General features: G+C 71.5%; 17 protein-coding genes and 1 tRNA gene. 7 read left to right on the top strand and 11 right to left on the bottom strand.

What is annotated here, in order from left to right; genetic code table 11:
• The first annotated feature begins 409 nt into the window (after nt 1-409).
• The gene (locus AB0G02_RS07515) at nt 410-1165 is read left to right on the top strand and encodes a class E sortase (RefSeq protein ID WP_360790800.1); all 756 of its coding nucleotides are present in this window, start codon (nt 410-412) and stop codon (nt 1163-1165) included.
• Complete coding sequence (locus AB0G02_RS07510) at nt 1165-1323, top strand: hypothetical protein (protein WP_170185175.1); 159 nt, start codon at nt 1165-1167, stop codon at nt 1321-1323. Before AB0G02_RS07515 ends, AB0G02_RS07510 begins: the two co-directional genes overlap by 1 nt.
• Nucleotides 1324-1338: 15 nt before the next feature.
• Here the strand turns inward: AB0G02_RS07510 and AB0G02_RS07505 are convergent, their stop codons facing one another.
• Nucleotides 1339-2697: an FAD-dependent oxidoreductase gene (locus tag AB0G02_RS07505; RefSeq protein WP_360790788.1), complete on the bottom strand. Its 1359-nt coding sequence runs from the start codon at nt 2695-2697 to the stop codon at nt 1339-1341.
• Between the two features lie 66 nt (nt 2698-2763).
• Here AB0G02_RS07505 and AB0G02_RS07500 point away from each other — a divergent pair, with 66 nt between their 5' ends.
• Complete coding sequence (locus AB0G02_RS07500; protein WP_360790785.1) at nt 2764-3408, top strand: aminodeoxychorismate/anthranilate synthase component II; 645 nt, start codon at nt 2764-2766, stop codon at nt 3406-3408.
• Nucleotides 3409-3500: 92 nt separating this feature from the next.
• Here AB0G02_RS07500 and pknB read toward each other — a convergent pair whose 3' ends face one another.
• From pknB to AB0G02_RS07465, 7 genes are all read right to left on the bottom strand, one after another.
• Nucleotides 3501-5522 (bottom strand): Stk1 family PASTA domain-containing Ser/Thr kinase, encoded by a 2022-nt coding sequence (pknB, locus tag AB0G02_RS07495; RefSeq protein WP_360790783.1) that lies wholly within the window; start codon nt 5520-5522, stop codon nt 3501-3503.
• Nucleotides 5523-5594: 72 nt separating this feature from the next.
• A complete protein-coding gene (locus tag AB0G02_RS07490) occupies nt 5595-7037 on the bottom strand; it encodes a serine/threonine-protein kinase (RefSeq protein WP_360790780.1) in 1443 nt (480 codons plus the stop codon).
• Nucleotides 7037-8500, bottom strand: a complete 1464-nt coding sequence (locus tag AB0G02_RS07485; protein ID WP_360790777.1) for a penicillin-binding protein 2 — start codon at nt 8498-8500, stop codon at nt 7037-7039. Before AB0G02_RS07485 ends, AB0G02_RS07490 begins: the two co-directional genes overlap by 1 nt.
• Entirely contained in the window at nt 8497-9960 is a 1464-nt protein-coding gene (locus tag AB0G02_RS07480; protein ID WP_360790774.1) for an FtsW/RodA/SpoVE family cell cycle protein, read from the bottom strand. The genes AB0G02_RS07485 and AB0G02_RS07480 overlap by 4 nt, the downstream gene beginning before the upstream one ends.
• A gap of 4 nt (nt 9961-9964) precedes the next feature.
• The gene (locus tag AB0G02_RS07475; RefSeq protein WP_360790771.1) at nt 9965-11389 is read right to left on the bottom strand and encodes a protein phosphatase 2C domain-containing protein; all 1425 of its coding nucleotides are present in this window, start codon (nt 11387-11389) and stop codon (nt 9965-9967) included.
• The gene (locus AB0G02_RS07470; RefSeq protein WP_033436265.1) at nt 11386-11847 is read right to left on the bottom strand and encodes an FHA domain-containing protein; all 462 of its coding nucleotides are present in this window, start codon (nt 11845-11847) and stop codon (nt 11386-11388) included. Before AB0G02_RS07470 ends, AB0G02_RS07475 begins: the two co-directional genes overlap by 4 nt.
• A gap of 54 nt (nt 11848-11901) precedes the next feature.
• A complete protein-coding gene (locus tag AB0G02_RS07465; protein ID WP_360790797.1) occupies nt 11902-13083 on the bottom strand; it encodes an FhaA domain-containing protein in 1182 nt (393 codons plus the stop codon).
• A gap of 116 nt (nt 13084-13199) precedes the next feature.
• On the opposite strand from AB0G02_RS07465, the gene AB0G02_RS07460 reads away from it, so the two are divergent.
• The 3 genes from AB0G02_RS07460 to AB0G02_RS07450 all read left to right on the top strand — a co-directional run bounded on the left by AB0G02_RS07460 (nt 13200) and on the right by AB0G02_RS07450 (nt 14996).
• A tRNA-Leu gene (locus AB0G02_RS07460) sits at nt 13200-13285 on the top strand.
• A gap of 446 nt (nt 13286-13731) precedes the next feature.
• A complete protein-coding gene (locus AB0G02_RS07455) occupies nt 13732-14349 on the top strand; it encodes a hypothetical protein (RefSeq protein ID WP_360790768.1) in 618 nt (205 codons plus the stop codon).
• A 14-nt stretch (nt 14350-14363) separates the two neighbouring features.
• Nucleotides 14364-14996 carry an NAD(P)-binding oxidoreductase gene (locus AB0G02_RS07450; RefSeq protein ID WP_360790766.1) on the top strand — a complete coding sequence of 211 codons (633 nt, stop codon included), beginning with the start codon at nt 14364-14366 and terminating at the stop codon, nt 14994-14996.
• On the opposite strand, the gene AB0G02_RS07445 is transcribed toward AB0G02_RS07450, so the two are convergent.
• The 3 genes from AB0G02_RS07445 to AB0G02_RS07435 are packed head-to-tail and all read right to left on the bottom strand — an operon-like array spanning nt 14951 to nt 17490.
• Complete coding sequence (locus AB0G02_RS07445; protein ID WP_360790763.1) at nt 14951-15490, bottom strand: DUF1772 domain-containing protein; 540 nt, start codon at nt 15488-15490, stop codon at nt 14951-14953. The genes AB0G02_RS07450 and AB0G02_RS07445 overlap by 46 nt on opposite strands.
• A gap of 54 nt (nt 15491-15544) precedes the next feature.
• On the bottom strand, nt 15545-16162 hold the full coding sequence (locus tag AB0G02_RS07440) for a helix-turn-helix domain-containing protein (RefSeq protein WP_360790760.1): 618 nt from the start codon (nt 16160-16162) through the stop codon (nt 15545-15547).
• A gap of 50 nt (nt 16163-16212) precedes the next feature.
• Nucleotides 16213-17490, bottom strand: coding sequence for a D-arabinono-1,4-lactone oxidase (locus tag AB0G02_RS07435; RefSeq protein WP_360790757.1), 1278 nt, complete (start codon nt 17488-17490; stop codon nt 16213-16215).
• 71 nt (nt 17491-17561) lie between these two features.
• Between AB0G02_RS07435 and AB0G02_RS07430 the strand changes: the two genes are divergently transcribed.
• A complete protein-coding gene (locus AB0G02_RS07430; protein ID WP_360790755.1) occupies nt 17562-18749 on the top strand; it encodes an amino acid deaminase/aldolase in 1188 nt (395 codons plus the stop codon).
• Nucleotide 18750: the final 1 nt, after the last annotated feature.

The raw sequence follows: 18750 nt of genomic DNA, 5'->3' as shown, positions 1-18750 counted from the left end.
GCCGGCACCTCCCGGCGCCCCTCGCCGCGCGCCCGAGACCCCGCCCACCCCGCCCCCCCCCACCGACCTGGCCGCACGGCACCGCGGAGCACCGCCGCCACCGCCGAACGCCCCGCGCCCCCGGCCGGGCCCGCCGGACGCCGACGCCACCCGCTACACGAACGCGTTCTCCGGCAGCCTCCCGCCGCCGCCCGGCGGTCGTCCGCCCGGACCGCCGCAGCCGCCGCGCCGCCGTCCTCGCCCCGTCGACCCGCCCACCGAGGTCATCGCGCCCGTGGACGACTACGACGACTACGACGACGACTACGAGGACTACGAGGACGCGGACTACGACGAGGTCCACGACGAGGACGACGACGACCAGCCCGGTCCGCCGCCGGACAGCACGGCGCGCAAGGCCGTCCGCTCGATCGGTGAGCTGCTGATCACGGCCGGTCTGGTCATCCTGCTGTTCGTGGTCTACGAGGTGTACGTCACCGACCTCATCTCCGCCGGCAAGCAGGACGACGCCACCCAGGCGCTGGACGACCAGTGGAGCTCGAACACGGTCGAGGCCGACCAGCAGCGCCAGGCCCAGTACGACCTGCTCGACGGCCAGGCGTTCGCCAAGATGTACATCCCGGTGTTCGGCCCGGACTACAAGTTCTCGATCGTCGAGGGCACCACCGACAAGGACCTGGAGATCGGTCCCGGTCACTACAAGGGCACCGCGCTGCCGGGTGACCCGGGCAACTTCTCCGTGGCGGGCCACCGGGTCGGCAAGGGCGCCCCGTTCAACGACCTGGACCTGCTCAACTCGTGCGACGCGATCCTGGTCGAGACGCAGACCCACTGGTTCGTCTACCGGGTGCTGCCGAAGGCGGACGAGGTGGCGGGCTGGGCCGGGAAGAAGGGCCAGACCAAGTGCGAGAAGGTCTCGCCGCTGGGTGCGCCCTACGACAAGACGGTCGGCCAGGAGATCGTGCTGCCCACCCAGGGCGAGGTGATCAGCGCCGTGCCGCACTTCACCGGTGAGGTGCCCGCGGCGCAGCAGGCGGCGTTGATGACGCTGACCACCTGCCACCCGCGGTTCGACGACAAGCAGCGGCTGATCGTGCACTCCGTGCTGACGATGAGCTACCCGAAGGCGCCCGGCTTCGTGCCCGAAGAGATGAAGGAGCAGTGATGTACGGGTGGATCTGGCGGCACCTCCCCGGCCCGCTGCCCGTGCGCGTCCTGGAGGCGCTGGTGCTCGTGGCCGGGGTGGTGGCGCTGCTGATGTTCGTGGTGTTCCCGTGGGCGGAGCCGAAGCTGCCGTTCAACAACGTGACGACGCCCCAGTGACCCCCTGATCCGCGATCACTCCGACCGGCAGATGTCGGTCATCTCCTCCCGGTCCACGACCTTGACCCGGTCGCGGCCGCGGGCGGTGCCCAAGGCGATCTCGTGCGCGTCCAGCGCCCGCCACCCGTCGACGGTGGTGAACGGCACCGCGCGCTGCTCCAGGAACCGCACCACGGCGTCGGGCTCGCGGCTGTGCGCGGTCGGCAGCAGCGGCGCGTCGGAGAGCAGGCTGGTGACGGTCTCCAGCGCGTCGCCCTTGGTGTGGCCGATGAGGCCGACCGGTCCGCGCTTGATCCAGCCGGTGACGTAGACGCCGGTCATGGGCTGCTCGTCCAGGTCGAGGACCCGGCCCGCCTGGTGCGGCACGGTGCCGGACGTGTGGTCGAACGGCAGGTCGACCAGGTGCGTGGACAGGTAGCCGACGGCGCGGTAGACCGCCTGCACGGGCCAGTCGGTGAACTCGCCGGTGCCGCGCACGCCGCCGTCGCCGGTCAGCTCCATCCGCTCGGTGCGCAGACCGGTCACCGCGGTGGACCCGAGCACCTCGACGGGCGCTTCGAGGAAGTGCAGGTGCAGCCGGCGCGGCCGGTCGCCCACGTCGCGGATCGCCCACTCCTGGAGCGTCTTGACGACCATCTCGACCTGCTTGTTCGACCGGATCGCGGCCATGCTGCCCGCGTCGAAGTCGATGCCCTCGGGGTGCACGATCACCTCGACGTTGGGCGAGTGGTCGAGCTCGCGCAGCTCCAGCGGCGTGAACTTGGCCTGCGCCGGCCCGCGGCGGCCGAACACGTGCACGTCCGTGACCGGGCTCGACCTCAGGCCTTCGTAGACGTTGTCCGGGATGTCGGTGCTCAGCAGCTCGTCGGCGGTCTTGGCGAGCACGCGGGCGACGTCGAGCGCGACGTTGCCCACGCCCAGGACGGCGACCTCGCGGGCCCGCAGGGGCCAGGTGCGCGGCACGTCGGGGTGGCCGTCGTACCAGGAGACGAACTCGGCCGCGCCGTAGGAGCCGTCCAGGTCGATGCCCGGGACGGGGAGCGGGCGGTCCTTCTCCGCGCCGGTGGAGAAGACGACGGCGTCGTAGAAGTGCCGGAGGTCGTCGAGCTTGAGGTCGACGCCGTACTCGACGTTGCCGAAGAACCGGATCCCCGGCCGGTCCAGGACGCGCTGCAGGGCGGTGACGATGCCCTTGATGCGCGGGTGGTCGGGAGCGACGCCGTACCTGATCAAGCCGTACGGCGCGGGCAGCCGTTCGAAGAGGTCGACGCCCACGTCCAGGCCGGACTCGGCCGCGGACTTGGTCAGGATGTCGGCGGCGTAGATGCCGGCCGGGCCAGCGCCGACGACGGCGACGCGCAGGGAACGGGTCATGACTTCCAGGTTAGGTTAGGCTAAGATCACTTCTGGCGAGAGGTTCGTCACGGCTACGCTGGCGGCATGCGCGTGCTCGTGGTCGACAACTACGACAGCTTCGTCTACAACCTCGTCCAGTACCTGGCCCAGCTCGGGGTCGAGTGCGTGGTCCGGCGCAACGACGCCGTCGAGCTGGACGAGGTCGCCGAGTTCGGTGGCGTCCTCGTCAGCCCGGGTCCGAGCACGCCGGACAAGGCGGGCCGGAGCATGGACGTGATCCGCCACTGCGCGGACAATGGCGTCCCGGTGTTCGGGGTGTGCCTGGGCCACCAGGCCATCGGCGCGGTCTGGGGCGGCACGGTCGACCTCGCGCCGGAGCTGCTGCACGGCAAGACCAGCGTCGTGCACCACAACGGCGAGGGCGTGCTGAAGGGCGTGCCGAGCCCGTTCACCGCGACCCGCTACCACTCGTTGACGGTGCTGCCGGACACCATCCCGGCCGAGTTCGAGGTGACGGGCCGCACCGAGTCGGGCGTGGTGATGGCCATGCGCCACCGCGAGCTGCCGGTGGAGGGCGTCCAGTTCCACCCGGAGTCCGTGCTGACCGAGGGCGGTCACCGGATGCTGGCCAACTGGCTCGCGGTGTGCGGGTTCGAGGTGCCCGAGGGCACGGTCCGACAGCTGGAGAACGGCATGCGCCAGCTCGCCTCGGCGGCCCGCCAGAAGTAGCCCCGCCGGCAGCAGCCACCAGGAGCAGCCCGCTCGATGGGTTCGACGACGAAGGCCCCCTCCACGCGGAGGGGGCCTTCGTCACGAGCCGGCTACCTGGTCGTGGTCGGTCCGCCGCCGCCGCCGACCTTGAACTCGGCGAGGATCACGTTGATCCGCGCGTTCTTGTTCGTCGGCGTGTCGGCCTTGATCTCCTGGTCCAGGATCTTGTTGTTCTGGGAGATGTCGGTCGTCGGCTCGCGGTCGCTGACCGCCAGGTCGTTGCCGGTCCACCCGGCCTGGCCGAGCTTGGTGCGCGCCTGGTTCTCGGAGAGGCCGCGCAGGTCGGGCATGAGGAACTGGTTGTTCTTCGACACGCTCAGCGTGACCAGCGTGCCCTTCTCCACCCGACCGGGGGCCGGGTTCTGGGCGACGACCTCGTTGAGGGGCTCGGCGCTGTCGACGTCCTTGGTCTGCACCTTGAACCCGCTGTTCTCCAGGGTCGCCTTGGCGTTCTGGAGCGTCTGGCCGGTCACGTCGGGCAGCTGCACGTTGTCCGGCGCCTTGCCCAGCGTCACCGTGATCGCGCTGCCCTTGGGCGCGTTGGTGCCCGCCGACGGCGACTGCGAGACGACCTTGCCGACGAGGTTCGGGTCGTTGGTCTCGACCTCCTCGGTCGCCTGCTGGTAGACCCACTTCTCGGCCTCGAGCTTCTTCTGCGCGTCCGTCGGGCTCAGACCGGTGACGCTGGGCACCGCCGCGGGTTGCGGGTTGGTGCCGATCACCAGCTTGACCTTGCTGCGCTTCTCCACCTGCTTGTTCGCGGGCGGGTCGGTGGAGATCACCTTGTTGATCTGGTCCGTGGTGCAGGTCGGCTCCGGGCCGGGCTGGCACGGCAGCATCTCGACCTCGCCGGTCAGCTCCTTGGCCTCCAGCTCGGCGTGCGCGACCTGCTGCGTCTTGCCGACCAGCGACGGCACGGCGACCGTGTCCTTGGGTGCGGACCGGTTGTCGTCGCCGCCGAGCAGGGTCGTGGTGATCCACGTGGCGAGCGCGAGCACGGCGATGCACAGCAGGACGACCAGCGCGATCATGATCGTCTTCTTGCGCCGCGCGCGCTGCTCCTCCTCTTCCTCGGCCAGCGGGTCGTAGTCGGAGGGCTCGTCGCGCTGGCCCGCCGGCCGGTGGCGACCGCCACCGCCGGTCGCCACGGGGGCGACCTCGGTGCGCGACGACGACTGGTTCAGCACCGCGGTGCGGTCCTCGGCCGTCATCACGGCGGGCGCCGACGGGCGCTGGCCGGACAGCACGCGGACCAGGTCGGCGCGCATCTCCGCGGCCGACTGGTAGCGGTTGGCCGGTCCCTTGGCCATCGCCTTCAGCACGATCGCGTCCAGCGCGGGCGTCACCTTCGGGTTCAGCGCCGACGGCGGCTTCGGGTCCTCGCGCACGTGCTGGTAGGCCACCGCCACGGGCGAGTCGCCGGTGAACGGCGGCTCCCCGGTCAGCAGCTCGAACAGCACGCAGCCCGAGGCGTACACGTCGGAGCGGCCGTCCACGGCCTCGCCGCGGGCTTGCTCCGGCGACAGGTACTGCGCGGTCCCTATCACGGCGGCGGTCTGCGTCACCGCGGCCTGGCCGTCGTGCACCGCGCGCGCGATGCCGAAGTCCATCACCTTCACCGCGCCCGACCGGGTGATCATGACGTTCGCGGGCTTCACGTCCCGGTGCACGATGCCGTGCCGGTGGCTGAAGTCCAGCGCGGCCGACACGTCGGCCATGACCTCCATCGCCCGCTTGCCCGACAGGGGGCCCTGCGTCTTGACGATGTCGCGCAGCGTGCGGCCGTCGACGAACTCCATGACGATGTAGGGCAGCGGGCCGTACTCGGTCTGGGTCTCACCGGTGTCGTAGACCGCGACGATGGCGGGGTGGTTCAGCGCCGCCGAGTTCTGCGCCTCCCGGCGGAACCGCTCCTGGAACTGGGCGTCACGGGCGAGGTCAGCGCGCAGCACCTTGATGGCGACGTCGCGGCCGAGCCGGACGTCCCGGCCCTTGTGCACCTCCGACATACCGCCGTAGCCGAGCGTCTCACCCAGTTCGTAGCGGTTGGAGAGCAGTCGCGGAGTGCTCATCAGTGCTTCGTCCCGCTCCTCGTCAACGGTCTCACCATCAAGCCTTGCGTTCGCCTTCGTACCGTTTCGGCCTTAAGTCGGCACACACGTCACCGTGACCCGTGAGCCGATCGCCAGTTCACCGGTCGGCGCCAGGTCCGACACCATGCACCGCCCGGGATCCCGCGGCGCACCCCCGTCCCTGGAGTGCACCTCGGGTTCCAAGCCGTGCCCGGAGAGCTCCTTCGCGACTTCGTCCACCGGCAGGTCGACGTAGTCCGACTTCGCGATCGTCACCTTCGGTTTGCCGGGGAGCCGATCGGTCGAGTCGTCCAACGGGCGGGCGCTCGTGGTGCCCTGCTGGTTCGCCCCGCCGGGTACCTCGTCGTCCTTCAGCACCCAGCGCAGGATGACCACGCCCAGCACCAGCAGTGCGACCAGCAGCACAGCGACCATAACCCACAGCACGGCGCGGTTGCGCCCCGGTGGGCGCGGACCGGGTGGCAACGGACGGAAAGCACCCGTGTGCGGAGTGTTCATGCCTGGTGGGACCGGTTGCATGGTCGGACGCGACCCGGGATGCGTCACCGGGTTGCCCGGATGGGGGTGCGGAGGGTGGGTGCGCGGCGCGGGCGGAGGGGTCATGGGCGCGGCCATCGGCGCACCGACCGCCATCGCCAACCCGGACGGCGCGGGCAGCGGCTGACCGGAGCGCACCGCGCCCACCGCGTTCGCGAACTCGCCCCCGTTGCGGTAGCGCTGGCGCGGGTCCTTCACCAGGGTCGCCTCGATCAGCGCCCGCGGCCCCGGCGGCACGTCCGGCGGCAGCGGCGGCGCGATGTCGCGGATGTGCATCATGGCGACGGTCACCGCGTTCTCCGACAGGAACGGCCGGTGCCCGGTCAGGCACTCGTAGCCGCACACCGCCAGCGCGTACACGTCCGACGCGGGCTCGGCGGCGTGCCCGAGCGCCTGCTCCGGCGCGATGTAGTGCGCCGTGCCCATGACCATGCCGCTGTGCGTGACGGGCGCCGCATCGGCCGCCTTCGCGATGCCGAAGTCGGTGATCTTCACCTTGCCGGTCGGGGTCACGAGGATGTTGCCCGGCTTCACGTCCCGGTGCACCAGCCCGCGCTCGTGCGCGGCCTGCAACGCGTTGCCCGCCTGCTCCAGCACGTCCAGCGTGCGGTCCGCGTTCAGCCTGCCGCGGGCGATGATGGCGGCCAGCGGCTCGCCCTCCACCAGCTCCATCACCAGGTACGCGGTGTCCTCCGGCCCGTCCGGGACCGACGCCGTCTCGCCGTAGTCGTGGACCGCCGCGATGCCGGGGTGGTTGAGCGACGCGGTGGTGCGCGCCTCGATGCGGAACCGGTTCAGGAACTCCGCGTCACCGCTGAGCTCCGCCTTCAGCACCTTCACCGCGACCTTGCGGTCCAACCGCGTGTCGTCGGCCTCCCAGACCTCGCCCATGCCGCCGACCGCGATCCGCTTGCTGAGGCGGTAACGCTCGGCGAGCAACTGGCCGGAGGACAGCATCAGCGTCCCCCGAGGTAGGCGCCGATGACCGCGCGGCCGATCGGGGCGGCGACCCGACCGCCGGTGGCGGACAGGCCCTGCTGACCGCCGTTCTCCACGATGACCGCGATCGCGATCTCCGGCTTCTCGGCCGGCGCGAACGCCACGTACCAGGCGTGCGGGTTGGTCGCGCCCACGTCCTCGCCGTGCTCGGCGGTGCCCGTCTTGGACGCGATCGTCACGCCGCTGAGCTTGCCGCCGCCACCGGTGTTGTTCTCCGACGCGATCATCATGTCGCGCAGCGCGGTGGCCGCGGCGGGCTCCATGGCCTCGTCGGCCTCGTCCGGCTTGGTCTCGCTGATCACCTGGAGGTCGGGCGCGAGGATCTTGCCGACCAGGTGCGGCTGCATCCGCACGCCGCCGTTGGCGACGGTGGCCGCCACCACCGCGTTGGCCAGCGGCGTCATCCGGACGTCCTTCTGGCCGATGCCGGTCTGGTAGATCGACGGCTTGTCCGGGATGGGGCCCAGCGTCGAGGGCACGACGGACAGCGGGATCGACAGGGACTGCTCGTCGATGCCGAACTTGGCCGCCTGGTCGCGCAGCTTGTCCGCGCCCAGCTCGGCGGCCAGCACCGCGAACGCCGTGTTGCACGACTTGGCCAGCGCCTCCTGCAACGTGGCGGTGACGCCGTTGCCGCAGTTGGTGTCGTTGAAGTTCGGCAGCGGGGTGTTCGTGCCGGGCAGCGTGATCACCGGGCGGCCGTCGACCTCGCTCTCCTTGGTCTTGCCCTCGGCCAGCGCCGCCGCGGCCACCACCAGCTTGAACGTCGAACCGGGCGGGTAGTTCTCGTGCACCGCGCGGTTGAGCATCGGCTTGGACTTGTCCGCGTCGTAGCCGGTCCAGGCCTCTTCCTGCACGTCGACGTCGTGGCTGGCCAGCACGTTCGGGTCGTAGGACGGGGTGCTGGCCATGGCCAGGATCTCCCCGGTCTGCGGCCGGATCGCGACCACCGTGCCGGTCACGCCCTGGAGCCGCTCGAACGCCGCCTGCTGGAGCTTGGCGTCGATGGTCAGCTGGAGGCTGCCGCCCTTGGGGTCGCGCCCGGTGATCAGGTCCGACACCCGGCGCGCGAACAGCCGGTCGTCCGACCCGTTGAGCAGGTCGTCCTCGGCGCGTTCCATGCCGCCCGCGCCGTAGAGGGTGGAGAAGTAGCCGGTGACCGGCGCGAACGCCGGGCCGTTGGCGTAGGTGCGCAGGTAGCGCAGCCGGTCGTCGACCCGCTGGACGCTGGCCAGCGGGGTGCCGTCGGCCGAGATGATCTGGCCGCGCTCGCGCGAGTACTGGTCCAGGATCACCCGCCGGTTCAGCGGGTTCTTGCGGTAGTCGTCGGCCTTGATGACCTGCACGTACGTGGCGTTGCCCAACAGCAGGACCATCATCGCCATCATGGCGAGGCCGACCCGGCGGAGCGGTGTGTTCATTTCGGACGCTCCACCATGACTGTGAACTGGTCGGCGATGGCCGGTTGCTGCGGGCGGGGCTTCGGCGTGGTCTTCGGCGCGCGCGCCGCGTCCGAGATCCGCAGCAGCAACGCGACCAGGATGTAGTTGGCCAGCAGCGACGAACCGCCCTTGGACAGGAACGGCGCGGTGATGCCCGTCATCGGGATCAGCTTGGTCACGCCGCCGACGACGATGAAGATCTGGAACGCCACGGCGAACGCCAGGCCGCCGCCGAGCAGCTTGCCGAACGTGTCCCGGACCGACAGCGCGGTGCGCAGGCCCCGCATCGCGAACACGGTGTAGATCAGCAGCACCGCGGCCAGCCCGACGAAGCCCAGCTCCTCACCGATCACGGCGGTGATGAAGTCGGTGTTGGCCTCCGGGATCTGGTCCGGCCGCCCGCCGCCCAGGCCCGCGCCGAACAGACCGCCCGTGCCGAGGCCGAACAACGACTGCACGATCTGGTAGCCCGTGCCCGACGGGTCCGCGAAGGGGTCCAGCCAGTTCTGCACCCGGACCTGGACGTGGCTGAACAGCTTCCACGCCACGAACGCGCCGACGCAGAACATCAGCACGCCCAGCACGACCCACGCGGCCCGCTCGGTCGCCACGTACAGCAGCACCAGCACGATGCCGAAGAACAGCAGCGAGCTGCCCAGGTCCTTCTGGAGCACCATGATGCTCACGCCGACCGCCCACGCGGCGATCAGCGGACCCAGGTCGCGCGCCCGCGGCAGGTCCAGGCCGATGACCCGGCGGCCCGCGATGGTGAAGAGGTCGCGCTTCGACACCAGGAAAGCCGCGAAGAACACCATCAGCAGGATCTTCGCGAACTCGCCCGGCTGGATGGAGAACGCGCCGAAGCTCAGCCAGATCTTCGCGCCGTTGATCTCGGGCGCGATGAAGCTCGGCAGCACGCCGGGCAGCACCAGCGCCACCAGGCCCAGCAGACCGGCCGTGTAGCCGTACCGGGCCAGCGTGCGGTGGTCGGACAGCACCTTCAGCACGGTGCAGAACAGCACCAGCGCGATCGCCGTCCACAGCACCTGCTTGGGCGCGGCGGGCGACCACGTGCCGCCGCCCGGCAGCTTCACGTCCGCCATGGCCAGGTCGATCCGGTGGATCATCACCAGGCCCAGGCCGTTCAGCAGCCCGACGCACGGCAGGATCACCGGGTCCGCGTAGGGCGCCCACGTGCGCACCGCGAGGTGCGCCACGGTCAGCAGCCCCAGGAAGGCGAGGCCCAGCCACAGGATGCTGAGGCTCAGCTCCTGCTCCTGGTTCGCCTCCACCAGGATCAGCGCGCCCGTCACCAGGACGGCGGCGAAGGCCAGCATGAACAGTTCAGTGCTGCGTCGCGTGGGCGGCCTCAGACCGGGCGACGTGCTGCTCGCCGCCGCGAGCGGTGTGCCCTCCGCGCCGGGAACCGGCGAACCCATGCGACTACTGGCCCTTTCGACAATCCGTGCCCGGCTTCTGCACGGGCGTGGTGAGGGGGGTCCCCTCGGGGGTGGTGGACGTCGTCACCGCGGTCGAGGTCGCCGCCGGGTCCACCGCCGTGGTGGACGTGGCCGCGGTCGGCGTCGTGGTGGTCGTGGGTGCCGTCGTCCCGGTCGTCGTCCCGGGGCTGTCCTTCGAGCAGAACTGCAACGTCTGCTCGGTGCGCAGCCTCCGGATCGCCTCCCGGGCGCCCTCCAGGCCGTCCACGTCGGTGATGCCGTTGCGCACCACGTCCCGCGTGGCGACCTTCAGGTCGTCCACCGTGATCGGCTCGCACGCCTGGGCGCCGGGCGGGCACGAGCCCTCCACCCGGCGGTGCAGGTCGACGCCGAACACGCTGCCGGTGACGCCCCGGAACACCGACACCTCGCCGTTGTCCGCCGCGCCCACGTAGTACTGGCGCAGCACGTACCAGCGGGTGCCCAGACCGGCCGCCACCAGCAGCAGGAGCAGGAAGACCACCAGCGCGAGCGCCTTGAGCCGGTTGCGCCGCGCGCGCCGGGGGTCCGGCGGCGGCATCGGCTCGACCCGCGGCGGCACCGGCCGGGGCCCGGTGATGGAACTCGCCCGCGAGGCGGGCGAGTCGGGGGGTGGCGGGTCTTCGCTGCCGTCTCCGGCCGCACCACCCACTATCGGGGCGTCGTCCCCGAAGTCGACGTCGACCACGTCGGCCACGACGACCGTCACGTTGTCGGGGCCGCCGCCCTTGAGCGCCAGCTCGATCATCCGGTCCGCGCAGGCCTGCGGGTCCGGGATCCGGATCGCCTCGTCCAGCGTCTCCATGCTGACCACGCCGGACAGGCCGTCCGAGCACAGCAGGTAGCGGTCGCCCGGACGGGCTTCCCGCACCATCAGCCGCGGCTCCACCTCGTGACCGGTCAGCGCCCGCAGCAGCAGTGAGCGCTGCGGGTGCGTGGCCGCTTCCTCCTCGGTGATCCGGCCCTCGTCGATCAACGACTGGACGAACGTGTCGTCGTGCGTGATCTGCGTGAACGTGCCGTTGCGCAGCATGTAGGCGCGCGAGTCACCGATGTGCACCATGCCCAGCCGCGAACCCGCGAACAGCACGGCGGTGAGCGTGGTGCCCATGCCGTCCAGGTCGGGGTCGCTCTGCACGAGCTCGGAGATCGCGCCGTTGCCGGCGATCACGGCGTCGCGGAGCTGGCCGAGCAGGTCGTCGCCCGGCTCGTCGTCGTCGAGCGGGGCCAGGGCGGCGATGACGACCTTGCTGGCGACCTCGCCCGCGGCGTGGCCACCCATGCCGTCGGCGAGCGCGAGCAGGCGCGGACCCGCGTACACGGAGTCCTGGTTGTTCGAACGGACCAGGCCCCGGTCGCTGCGGGCCGCGTATCGGAGGACGAGGGTCATGAGCGCAGCTCGATCACCGTTTTGCCAATTCGGATCGGGGAGCCGAGCGGGACCCGGAGTGGGGCCGTGACCTTCGCCCGGTCGAGATAGGTGCCGTTAGTGGAGCCCAGGTCCTCCACGTACCAATCGGTCCCGCGCATCGACAACCGCGCGTGCCTGGTCGACGCGAAGTCGTCGTCCAGCACGAGCGTGGAGTCGTCGGCGCGACCGATCATGATCGGCCTGCCGTCCAGGGAGATGCGCGTGCCCGCCAGCGCGCCGTGCGTCACGACGAGCTGCCGGGCCGCCTTGTTGCCCCGGGCGGCCTTGCCCGCCCCCCTGCCGAACTTCGGCGTCGGGACGCGGAGCCCCGACGCCGCGTACAGGTCGGAGCGGACCACTCGAAGCGCAGCCAACACGAACAACCAGAGCAGGACGAGGAAACCCGCTCTGGTCAGCTGCATCACCAGCTCTGGCACCGGTTGTAACCGCTCCTGACTTGAGTGCCGTCACGCCTACGCCGAATCGACCCCTCAGCCCTGGGTGCGGTAGACCAGCGAGGAGTGGCCGATGCGGACGACGTCGCCTTCCGCGAGCTGCCAAGTCTGCACTGGAGTGCCGTTCACCGTGGTGCCGTTTGTCGAACCGAGATCAGCGAGCATGGCACTGTGCCCGTCCCAGGTGATCTCCAGGTGCCTCCTGGAGACCCCGGTGTCGGGGAGGCGGAAGTCCGCTTCCTGGCCGCGGCCGACCACGTTGCCGCCCTGCTTGAGGTTGTAGGTGCGGTTCGAACCGTCGTCCAGGTGCAGCGTCGCGTTCAGCTGCCGGGGGCCGGACTGGACCGCCGGGGGCGCGTAACCCTGTGCCGGGTCGCCGTACCCCTGCTGCCCGTAGCCCTGGTCGTACCCGGGCTGCTGGCCGTAGCCCTGCTGGCCGTAACCCTGGTCGTAGCCGGGCTGCTGCCCGTAGCCGGGGTCGTAACCGGGCTGGCCGTACCCGGGCTGCTGCTGGCCGTAGCCCTGGTCGTAGCCCGGCTGCTGGCCGTAGCCCTGGTCGTACCCGGGCTGCTGCTGCCCGTAGCCCTGGTCGTAACCGGGCTGCTGGCCGTAGCCCTGGTCGTACCCGGGCTGCTGCTGGCCGTAGCCCTGCTCGTAGCCGGGCTGCTGCTGACCGTACCCCTGCTGGTCGTAGCCCTGCTGCTGCTGGCCGTAGCCGCCCTGTGCGTAGGGGTCGTAGGCGGGCTGGCCCTGTCCTTGTCCGTAGCCGGGAGGCTGGCTCATGGATCCGTCTCCTGCAGTGCGAGGTGGTGCTGACCGTCGGCTGGCAACTTTCACGTCGGGGTCGACGGACGAGCTGGTTCGGAACTGTCCCGTGTGCAGCGCGTCGGAGCGCTCCAGGGAGACTACGACGTCACCATAGGTATCCCATCCGCTCTCTTCGAGGTGCTCCCGGATGGAGTCCCCCAGAAGCTGGGTGATGCGTAGTTCATCCTGACCGTCCCCGGCAAGCCGATCGTGGTCCTGCGGACCCAGCAGGACCTGGAAGTGGTTCGGAGCGAGCAGCCTGCCACCCGCCAACTCGCGGATGTTGCTCTCCGCCTCCCGCTGCAGTGCCTGGGCCACTTCCTGCGGGACGACGTTGCCACCGAACACACGCGCGAAGGTGTTGCCGACGATGCCTTCGAGACGGCGCTCGAAGCGCTGTACGAGGCCCACGGCAACCCTCCGACCCGGTCGACTTCTGCTACCGATCGTATCCGGGGTGACGTACCGGTACACGGGGCAATTGGTAACCCGGACGGGGACCGTGCTAGTGTTCTCCACGTCGCTCCGGGCGAGTGGCGGAATGGCAGACGCGCACGGTTCAGGTCCGTGTGTCCGAAAGGACGTGGGGGTTCAACTCCCCCCTCGCCCACCAAAACCGGAAGTCCCCACCACGGGTGTGGAGGGGACTTCCGGTTTTTTTCGTGATTTCCCCGTCGGGCGGACGCGTGATGTCTGTCACCCGACCGGCCGCGGCCGAACGTGGCGGTCGGGGGCGGTCGGTCGGTTTCACGCGGCGAGCGGTCGGTGATGCGGTCACGCCCACGCCTCCCGGCAGCGGTGCGGCGGACTTTCCAGGCGAGCGACGCACACGCAGAGCAGCCTTCGGCGTCCCGAGGGCCGCGCGGGTCACCCAGACGGCAGCACCGCCGGGCCGAAGTCCCTCCGGCGGCCGCCGACCGGTTACCGACCGCTCGACGCCGCCGATCGCAGGACGCCTTTTGCCCTGGGGGTGCGACCGTTCCCACCTGGTACGCCTTACCCAGAGCACGAGTCGAAACGCGGCGGACAGCCCGCCGTGGTTGCCGAGGAGGCCCTGGCGTGAGCAGCACACCAGCACGGATCGCGGACACCGACGACACCAGGGCGCTGTCGGCGACCGCGGTTCCGGTTCCCGAACTGCCCGGATCCGTCGAGGAGCTGGCCGCCTCCGCGGCCGTGCGCCTCGGCTGGCACGGCGTGGTGCTGCCCGAGATGGTCCTCATGGGGCGCAAGGTGATCGTGGTGGCGCAGCTGCTGGCCGACGCGCACGCCGAGCGGCTGTGCCTGGGCGCGGCTCCGGAGACGGACCGCACCACGGTGTCCACCTGGGTGTGGCCGGAGATGGACGGCCGCGTGCCGCCCGCCGCGGTCCGGATCGTCGGCGTGCTCGCGGTCGCGCGGCACTGGCGCACCGCGCTGGCCTCGGCGGTGCCGTTCGCCCGCTTCGGCAACGCCGCCGCCGTGCTGCCGACGTCGGTCGTGTTCACGCACGACTACCTGGCGAACTGCCTGCCCCGCGTCCGCCGCTACGGCGTCTCGGTGCTGCTGGCCGACGAGGAGCTGCAGCTGAGCACGGACGTGGCCGGCCGCAACGAGACCGTGCCGGTCGAGGACACCGCCACCACCCGTTGGGTGAATGAACTGGTCTACGAGCGGGTGCTGGCGACCGCGTCCTGACCTACGGTCGGACCATGCGTGTGGTGATCGCGGGTGGACACGGCAAGATCGCGTTGCGGGTGGAGCGGCTGCTGGCCGCGAGGGGTGACAGCGCCACGGCGCTGGTGCGCAACCCCGACCACCACGCGGACGTGCTGGAAGTGGGCGGGGTCCCCGTCCACTGCGACCTGGAGGCGACCGACGTCGCTTCGGTCGCGGAGCTGCTGAACGGCGCGGACGCGGCGCTCTTCGCCGCGGGCGCCGGGCCGGGCAGCGGGGTGGGGCGCAAGGACACCGTGGACCGGGCCGCGTCGGCGTTGCTGGCGGAGGCCGCGCAACGGGCGGGCGTGCGGCGGTTCATCCAGATCAGCACCACCGGCATCGGGCGCACCACCGGTGACGAGGTGTTCGACGCCTACCTGGCCGCCAAGGGCGCCGCGGAGGACGACCTGCGGGACCGCGACCTGGACTGGACGATCCTGCGACCGGGCCGGCTGACCGACGACGAGCCGACCGGTCTGGTCGAACTGGCCGAGACGCCCCTACGGGGTTCCGTACCGCGCGCCGACGTGGCGGCGGTCGTGGTGGCCCTCCTGGACCGTCCCGGCACGGTCCGCCGGACCTACGAGCTGATCAGCGGCGACACCCCGATCGACGACGCCTTCTGAACGACCCGGTCGCCCGCCGGCCTGGTGGCGATCCAGATGACCAGCACGAACGCGGCGATCCCGGCGACGGTGCGCACGAGGTTGAACGCCTCCCAGCGCTGCAGGACCTCGGCGTAGTCGGCCGGTGGCGTGCCCACGGCCCACTCCTTGATCCGGCCGTTGATGGGCACGTTGCCGAAGCGCGTGACCAGGAACGAGGTCACGACGAGCACCCCGGCGGCCGCGGCGACCGGCCGGGTCCGGCCGCGCACCAGGGCGGCCAGGGCGATCGTGCTGAGCGCGGCGAGGCCCATCACGGTCTGGACGACCGGGCCGTTCACCCGCATCAGGGCCGAGTGGAACGTCAGCCGGACGTCGAGCGGGACGACGTTGAACGTGGTCACCAGGTTCACGGCGCCGTAGCCGAAGGTCCCGGCGAGCAGACCGGTGGACAGCAGGGCGAGCCCCGCGGTCAGGCGGGTGACCCGCCTGTCGCCTAATTTCTGAGTAGTCACTCAGTAAATGTACCGCGAGGTGGTCGGTCGGGTCCGGTTCCGGACGGGGTCGGGTCAGCGCGCGATCAGGGCCGGCAGGAGCGTGTCCACGACCCGCGCGGTGTCCGCCGCCGGTGCGTCGACCCCGCTGAGGCGGCGGAACACCGCCCGCTGGTAGGCGGTCCCCACGATGACCAGGGCCGCCGGTTCCAGGTCGAGGTCCGCGCGCACGCGGCCGAGCCGCCGCTCCTCGGCCAGGTAGTCGACGATCGGCAGGAGTGCCCGCTGCGGGCCGACCGCGCCGTCGGCGCCCCGTTCGGCGAAGCGCGCGCGCAGGTCGCCGTCGGCCTGCACGGCGGCGAGGATCGGCGTGATCCGGCGGTAGTACGCGTCGAGGCCGTCGAGCAGGAGGGCGAGGTTGTCCCGCAGGCTGCCCTGCCCCGCGCGCCGCACGACCTCCTCCGCCACGTCGCGGTAGAGGGGCAGGTGCAGGCGGACCACGGCCTGCAGCAGCCCGAGCCGGTCGGTGAAGTGGTAGAAGATGCTCGACTCGGCCGCCGACGCGCGCCGGGCGATCTCCTTGGTGGACAGCCGGGCGACGCCCGCTTCCGCGAGGATCGCCTCGGTCGCCGCGAGGATCGCCTCGCGCACACCCGTGTCGGGACGCCCGCGTCCCCTGTTGCCGCCGGTCACCCGGTCATCCTGCCCGGACGTCGTCCGGTCCCGCCGTCCTCCCGGGGTGGTCAGCCGAGCACGCGGTCGAGGTAGGGGTTGGTGAACTTGCCGGCCGGGTCGACGTCCGCGCGGACCCGGCGGAAGTCGTCGAAGTGCGGGTAGCGGTCGCGGAGGGTCTCCGCCGCGAGGCTGTGCATCTTGCCCCAGTGGGGTCGACCGCCGACCGCGCCCGCGATCCTCTCGAACGCGTCGAAGTAACGCCGGTACGGCATCCCGAGGTACTGGTGGACGGCGATGTAAGCCGTGTCACGGCCGTGCGCGGTCGACAGCCAGATGTCGTCGCCCTGCGCCACCCGCACCTCCACCGGCACGATGACGCCGTGGTCGAGCCCGGCGACGGCCGTCCGCAGCTCCCGCAGCACGTCGTGCAGCGCCGCCCGCGGCACGGCGTACTCGCTCTCCACGAACCGCACCCGCCGCGGCGTGACGAACACCCGGTGCGAGGCGTCGCGGTAGTCGCGTTCGGAGATCAGCGACCCGCACACCCGGTTGAGCGTCCTGGTGGTGGCCGGCATGGCCTTCGCCAGTCGGCAGACCAGCCCGAACGCGCCGTTCTCCATCACCTCGTACTCGTAGAACCGGCGCAGCGGCGACAGCGGCGCGGCCGGCTCGTCGACCCGGTTGTTCCGCTTCACGATCACCCGGTCGGAGTGCGGGAACCAGTGGAACTCCACGTGGTCCTCGACCGCGGTGAGGTGGTCGAACTCCTCCAGCACCCCGTCCAGCCGGCCGGGGAACTCGCGGGCGTGCAGCACGAACGACGGCACGCACCGCAACGTCACCGTGCTGATCACGCCGAGCGCGCCGAGGCCGACCCTGGCCGCCTGGAACAGCTCGGGCCGTTCGTCGGCCGAGCACCGCACCAGCGACCCGTCCGCGAGCACGAGTTCGAGCGCGACGACCTGGGTGGCCAGCCCGCCGAGCTTCGCGCCGGTGCCGTGGGTGCCGGTGGAGATCGCGCCCGCGACGGTCTGCGCGTCGATGTCACCGAGGTTCGCCATGGCCAGCCCGAGCACGTCCAGCAGGGCGTTGAGCTGCTGCAACGTGGTGCCGGACCGGACCGTCACGAGCGAGCCGGACACGTCGACGACACCGGTCCACGCGTCGAGGTCGATCGCCACGCCGGGCGCGACCGCGATGCCGGTGAACGAGTGCCCGCTGCCGCGGGGGCGCACACTGGACGCGCCGACGACCGCGGCGGCGAGTTCGTCGACGCTCGCCGGGTGCTCCACCCGGTGTGGGCTCGCGGACGCGGTGCGCGCCCAGTTCGTCCACGGGGTCCCCATGCCCACCTCCGGTGTGACGCGTTCCACGAACCGTAGGTGAAAGCTATTCACCTTTCAAGTACCGTGAGGCCATGCAGCCCCTCACGCGCCTCGACGCCGCGACGAAGGAGCACGACCCGCCCTTCGCGATCGTCGACCTCGACGCCTTCGACGGCAACGCGGCCGACCTCGTGCGGCGCGCGGGCGGGCGGCCGATCCGGGTGGCGAGCAAGTCCGTCCGGGTCCGCGCCCTGCTGGAACGGGTGCTCGCCCGGCCCGGGTTCGCGGGCGTCATGTGCTACTCGCTGGCCGAGGCGCTGTGGCTGTCGTCGGTCGACCTCTCCGACGACCTCCTCGTCGCGTACCCGACCGTGGATCACGCGGCGCTGCGCGAGCTCGCCCGTGACGACAAGGCGCGGTCGAGGGTCACGATCGTGGTCGACTCCACCGCGCACCTCGACCTGGTCCAGGCCGCGCTCGGCGCCGACCACCCGGAGATCCGGGTCTGCCTGGAGCTGGACGTGTCGTGGCGACCGGTGCCCGGCCTGCACGTCGGGCCGAGGAGGTCTCCCGTGCACACGGCACGCGAAGCGCGCGCTCTGGCCGAGGCGATCGTGCGCCGGCCGGGGTTCCGGCTGGTCGGCGTGATGGCCTACGAGGGGCAGATCGCGGGCCTGGGCGACCAGCCGCCGGGCAAGCCGCTGCGCGGCGCGCTGCTGCGCTGGATGCAGCGCCACTCGGCCGTCGAGCTGGTCGAGCGCCGCGCGGCCGCGGTGGCCGCCGTCCGCGCGGTCGCGGATTTGGAGTTCGTCAACGGCGGCGGCACGGGCAGCCTGGAGCTCACCGCCGCCGACCCCTCGGTCACCGAGGTCGCCGCCGGCTCCGGCCTCATCGGCCCGACCCTGTTCGACGGCTACCGCGGCTTCCGGCCCCAGCCCGCCGTGCTGTTCGCGCTGCCGGTGGTGCGCCGGCCGAAGCGGCACGTGGCCACCTTGTTCTCCGGCGGCTACGTCGCCTCCGGCACCGCGACCCCCGACCGGCAGCCGACCCCGTACCTGCCGGTCGGGCTGAAGCTGCTGCCGATGGAGGGCGCGGGCGAGGTGCAGACCCCGGTGGTGGGCCGGGCGGCCGACTCGCTGCGCCTGGGCGACCGCGTGTGGCTGCGGCACGCCAAGGCGGGCGAGCTCGCGGAGCGGTTCACCCACTACCACTTCGTGCGCGGCGACGTGGTGGAGCGGACCGCGCCCACCTACCGGGGCGAGGGTCGTTCGTTCGGCTAGG

Origin of the sequence: Actinosynnema sp. NPDC023658 (genome assembly GCF_040639995.1) — a bacterium.
In the GTDB taxonomy this organism is placed as follows: domain Bacteria; phylum Actinomycetota; class Actinomycetes; order Mycobacteriales; family Pseudonocardiaceae; genus Actinosynnema.
The sequence above is the reverse complement of the archived record's forward strand: the minus strand, read 5'-3'. Positions and strand labels throughout refer to the sequence as shown.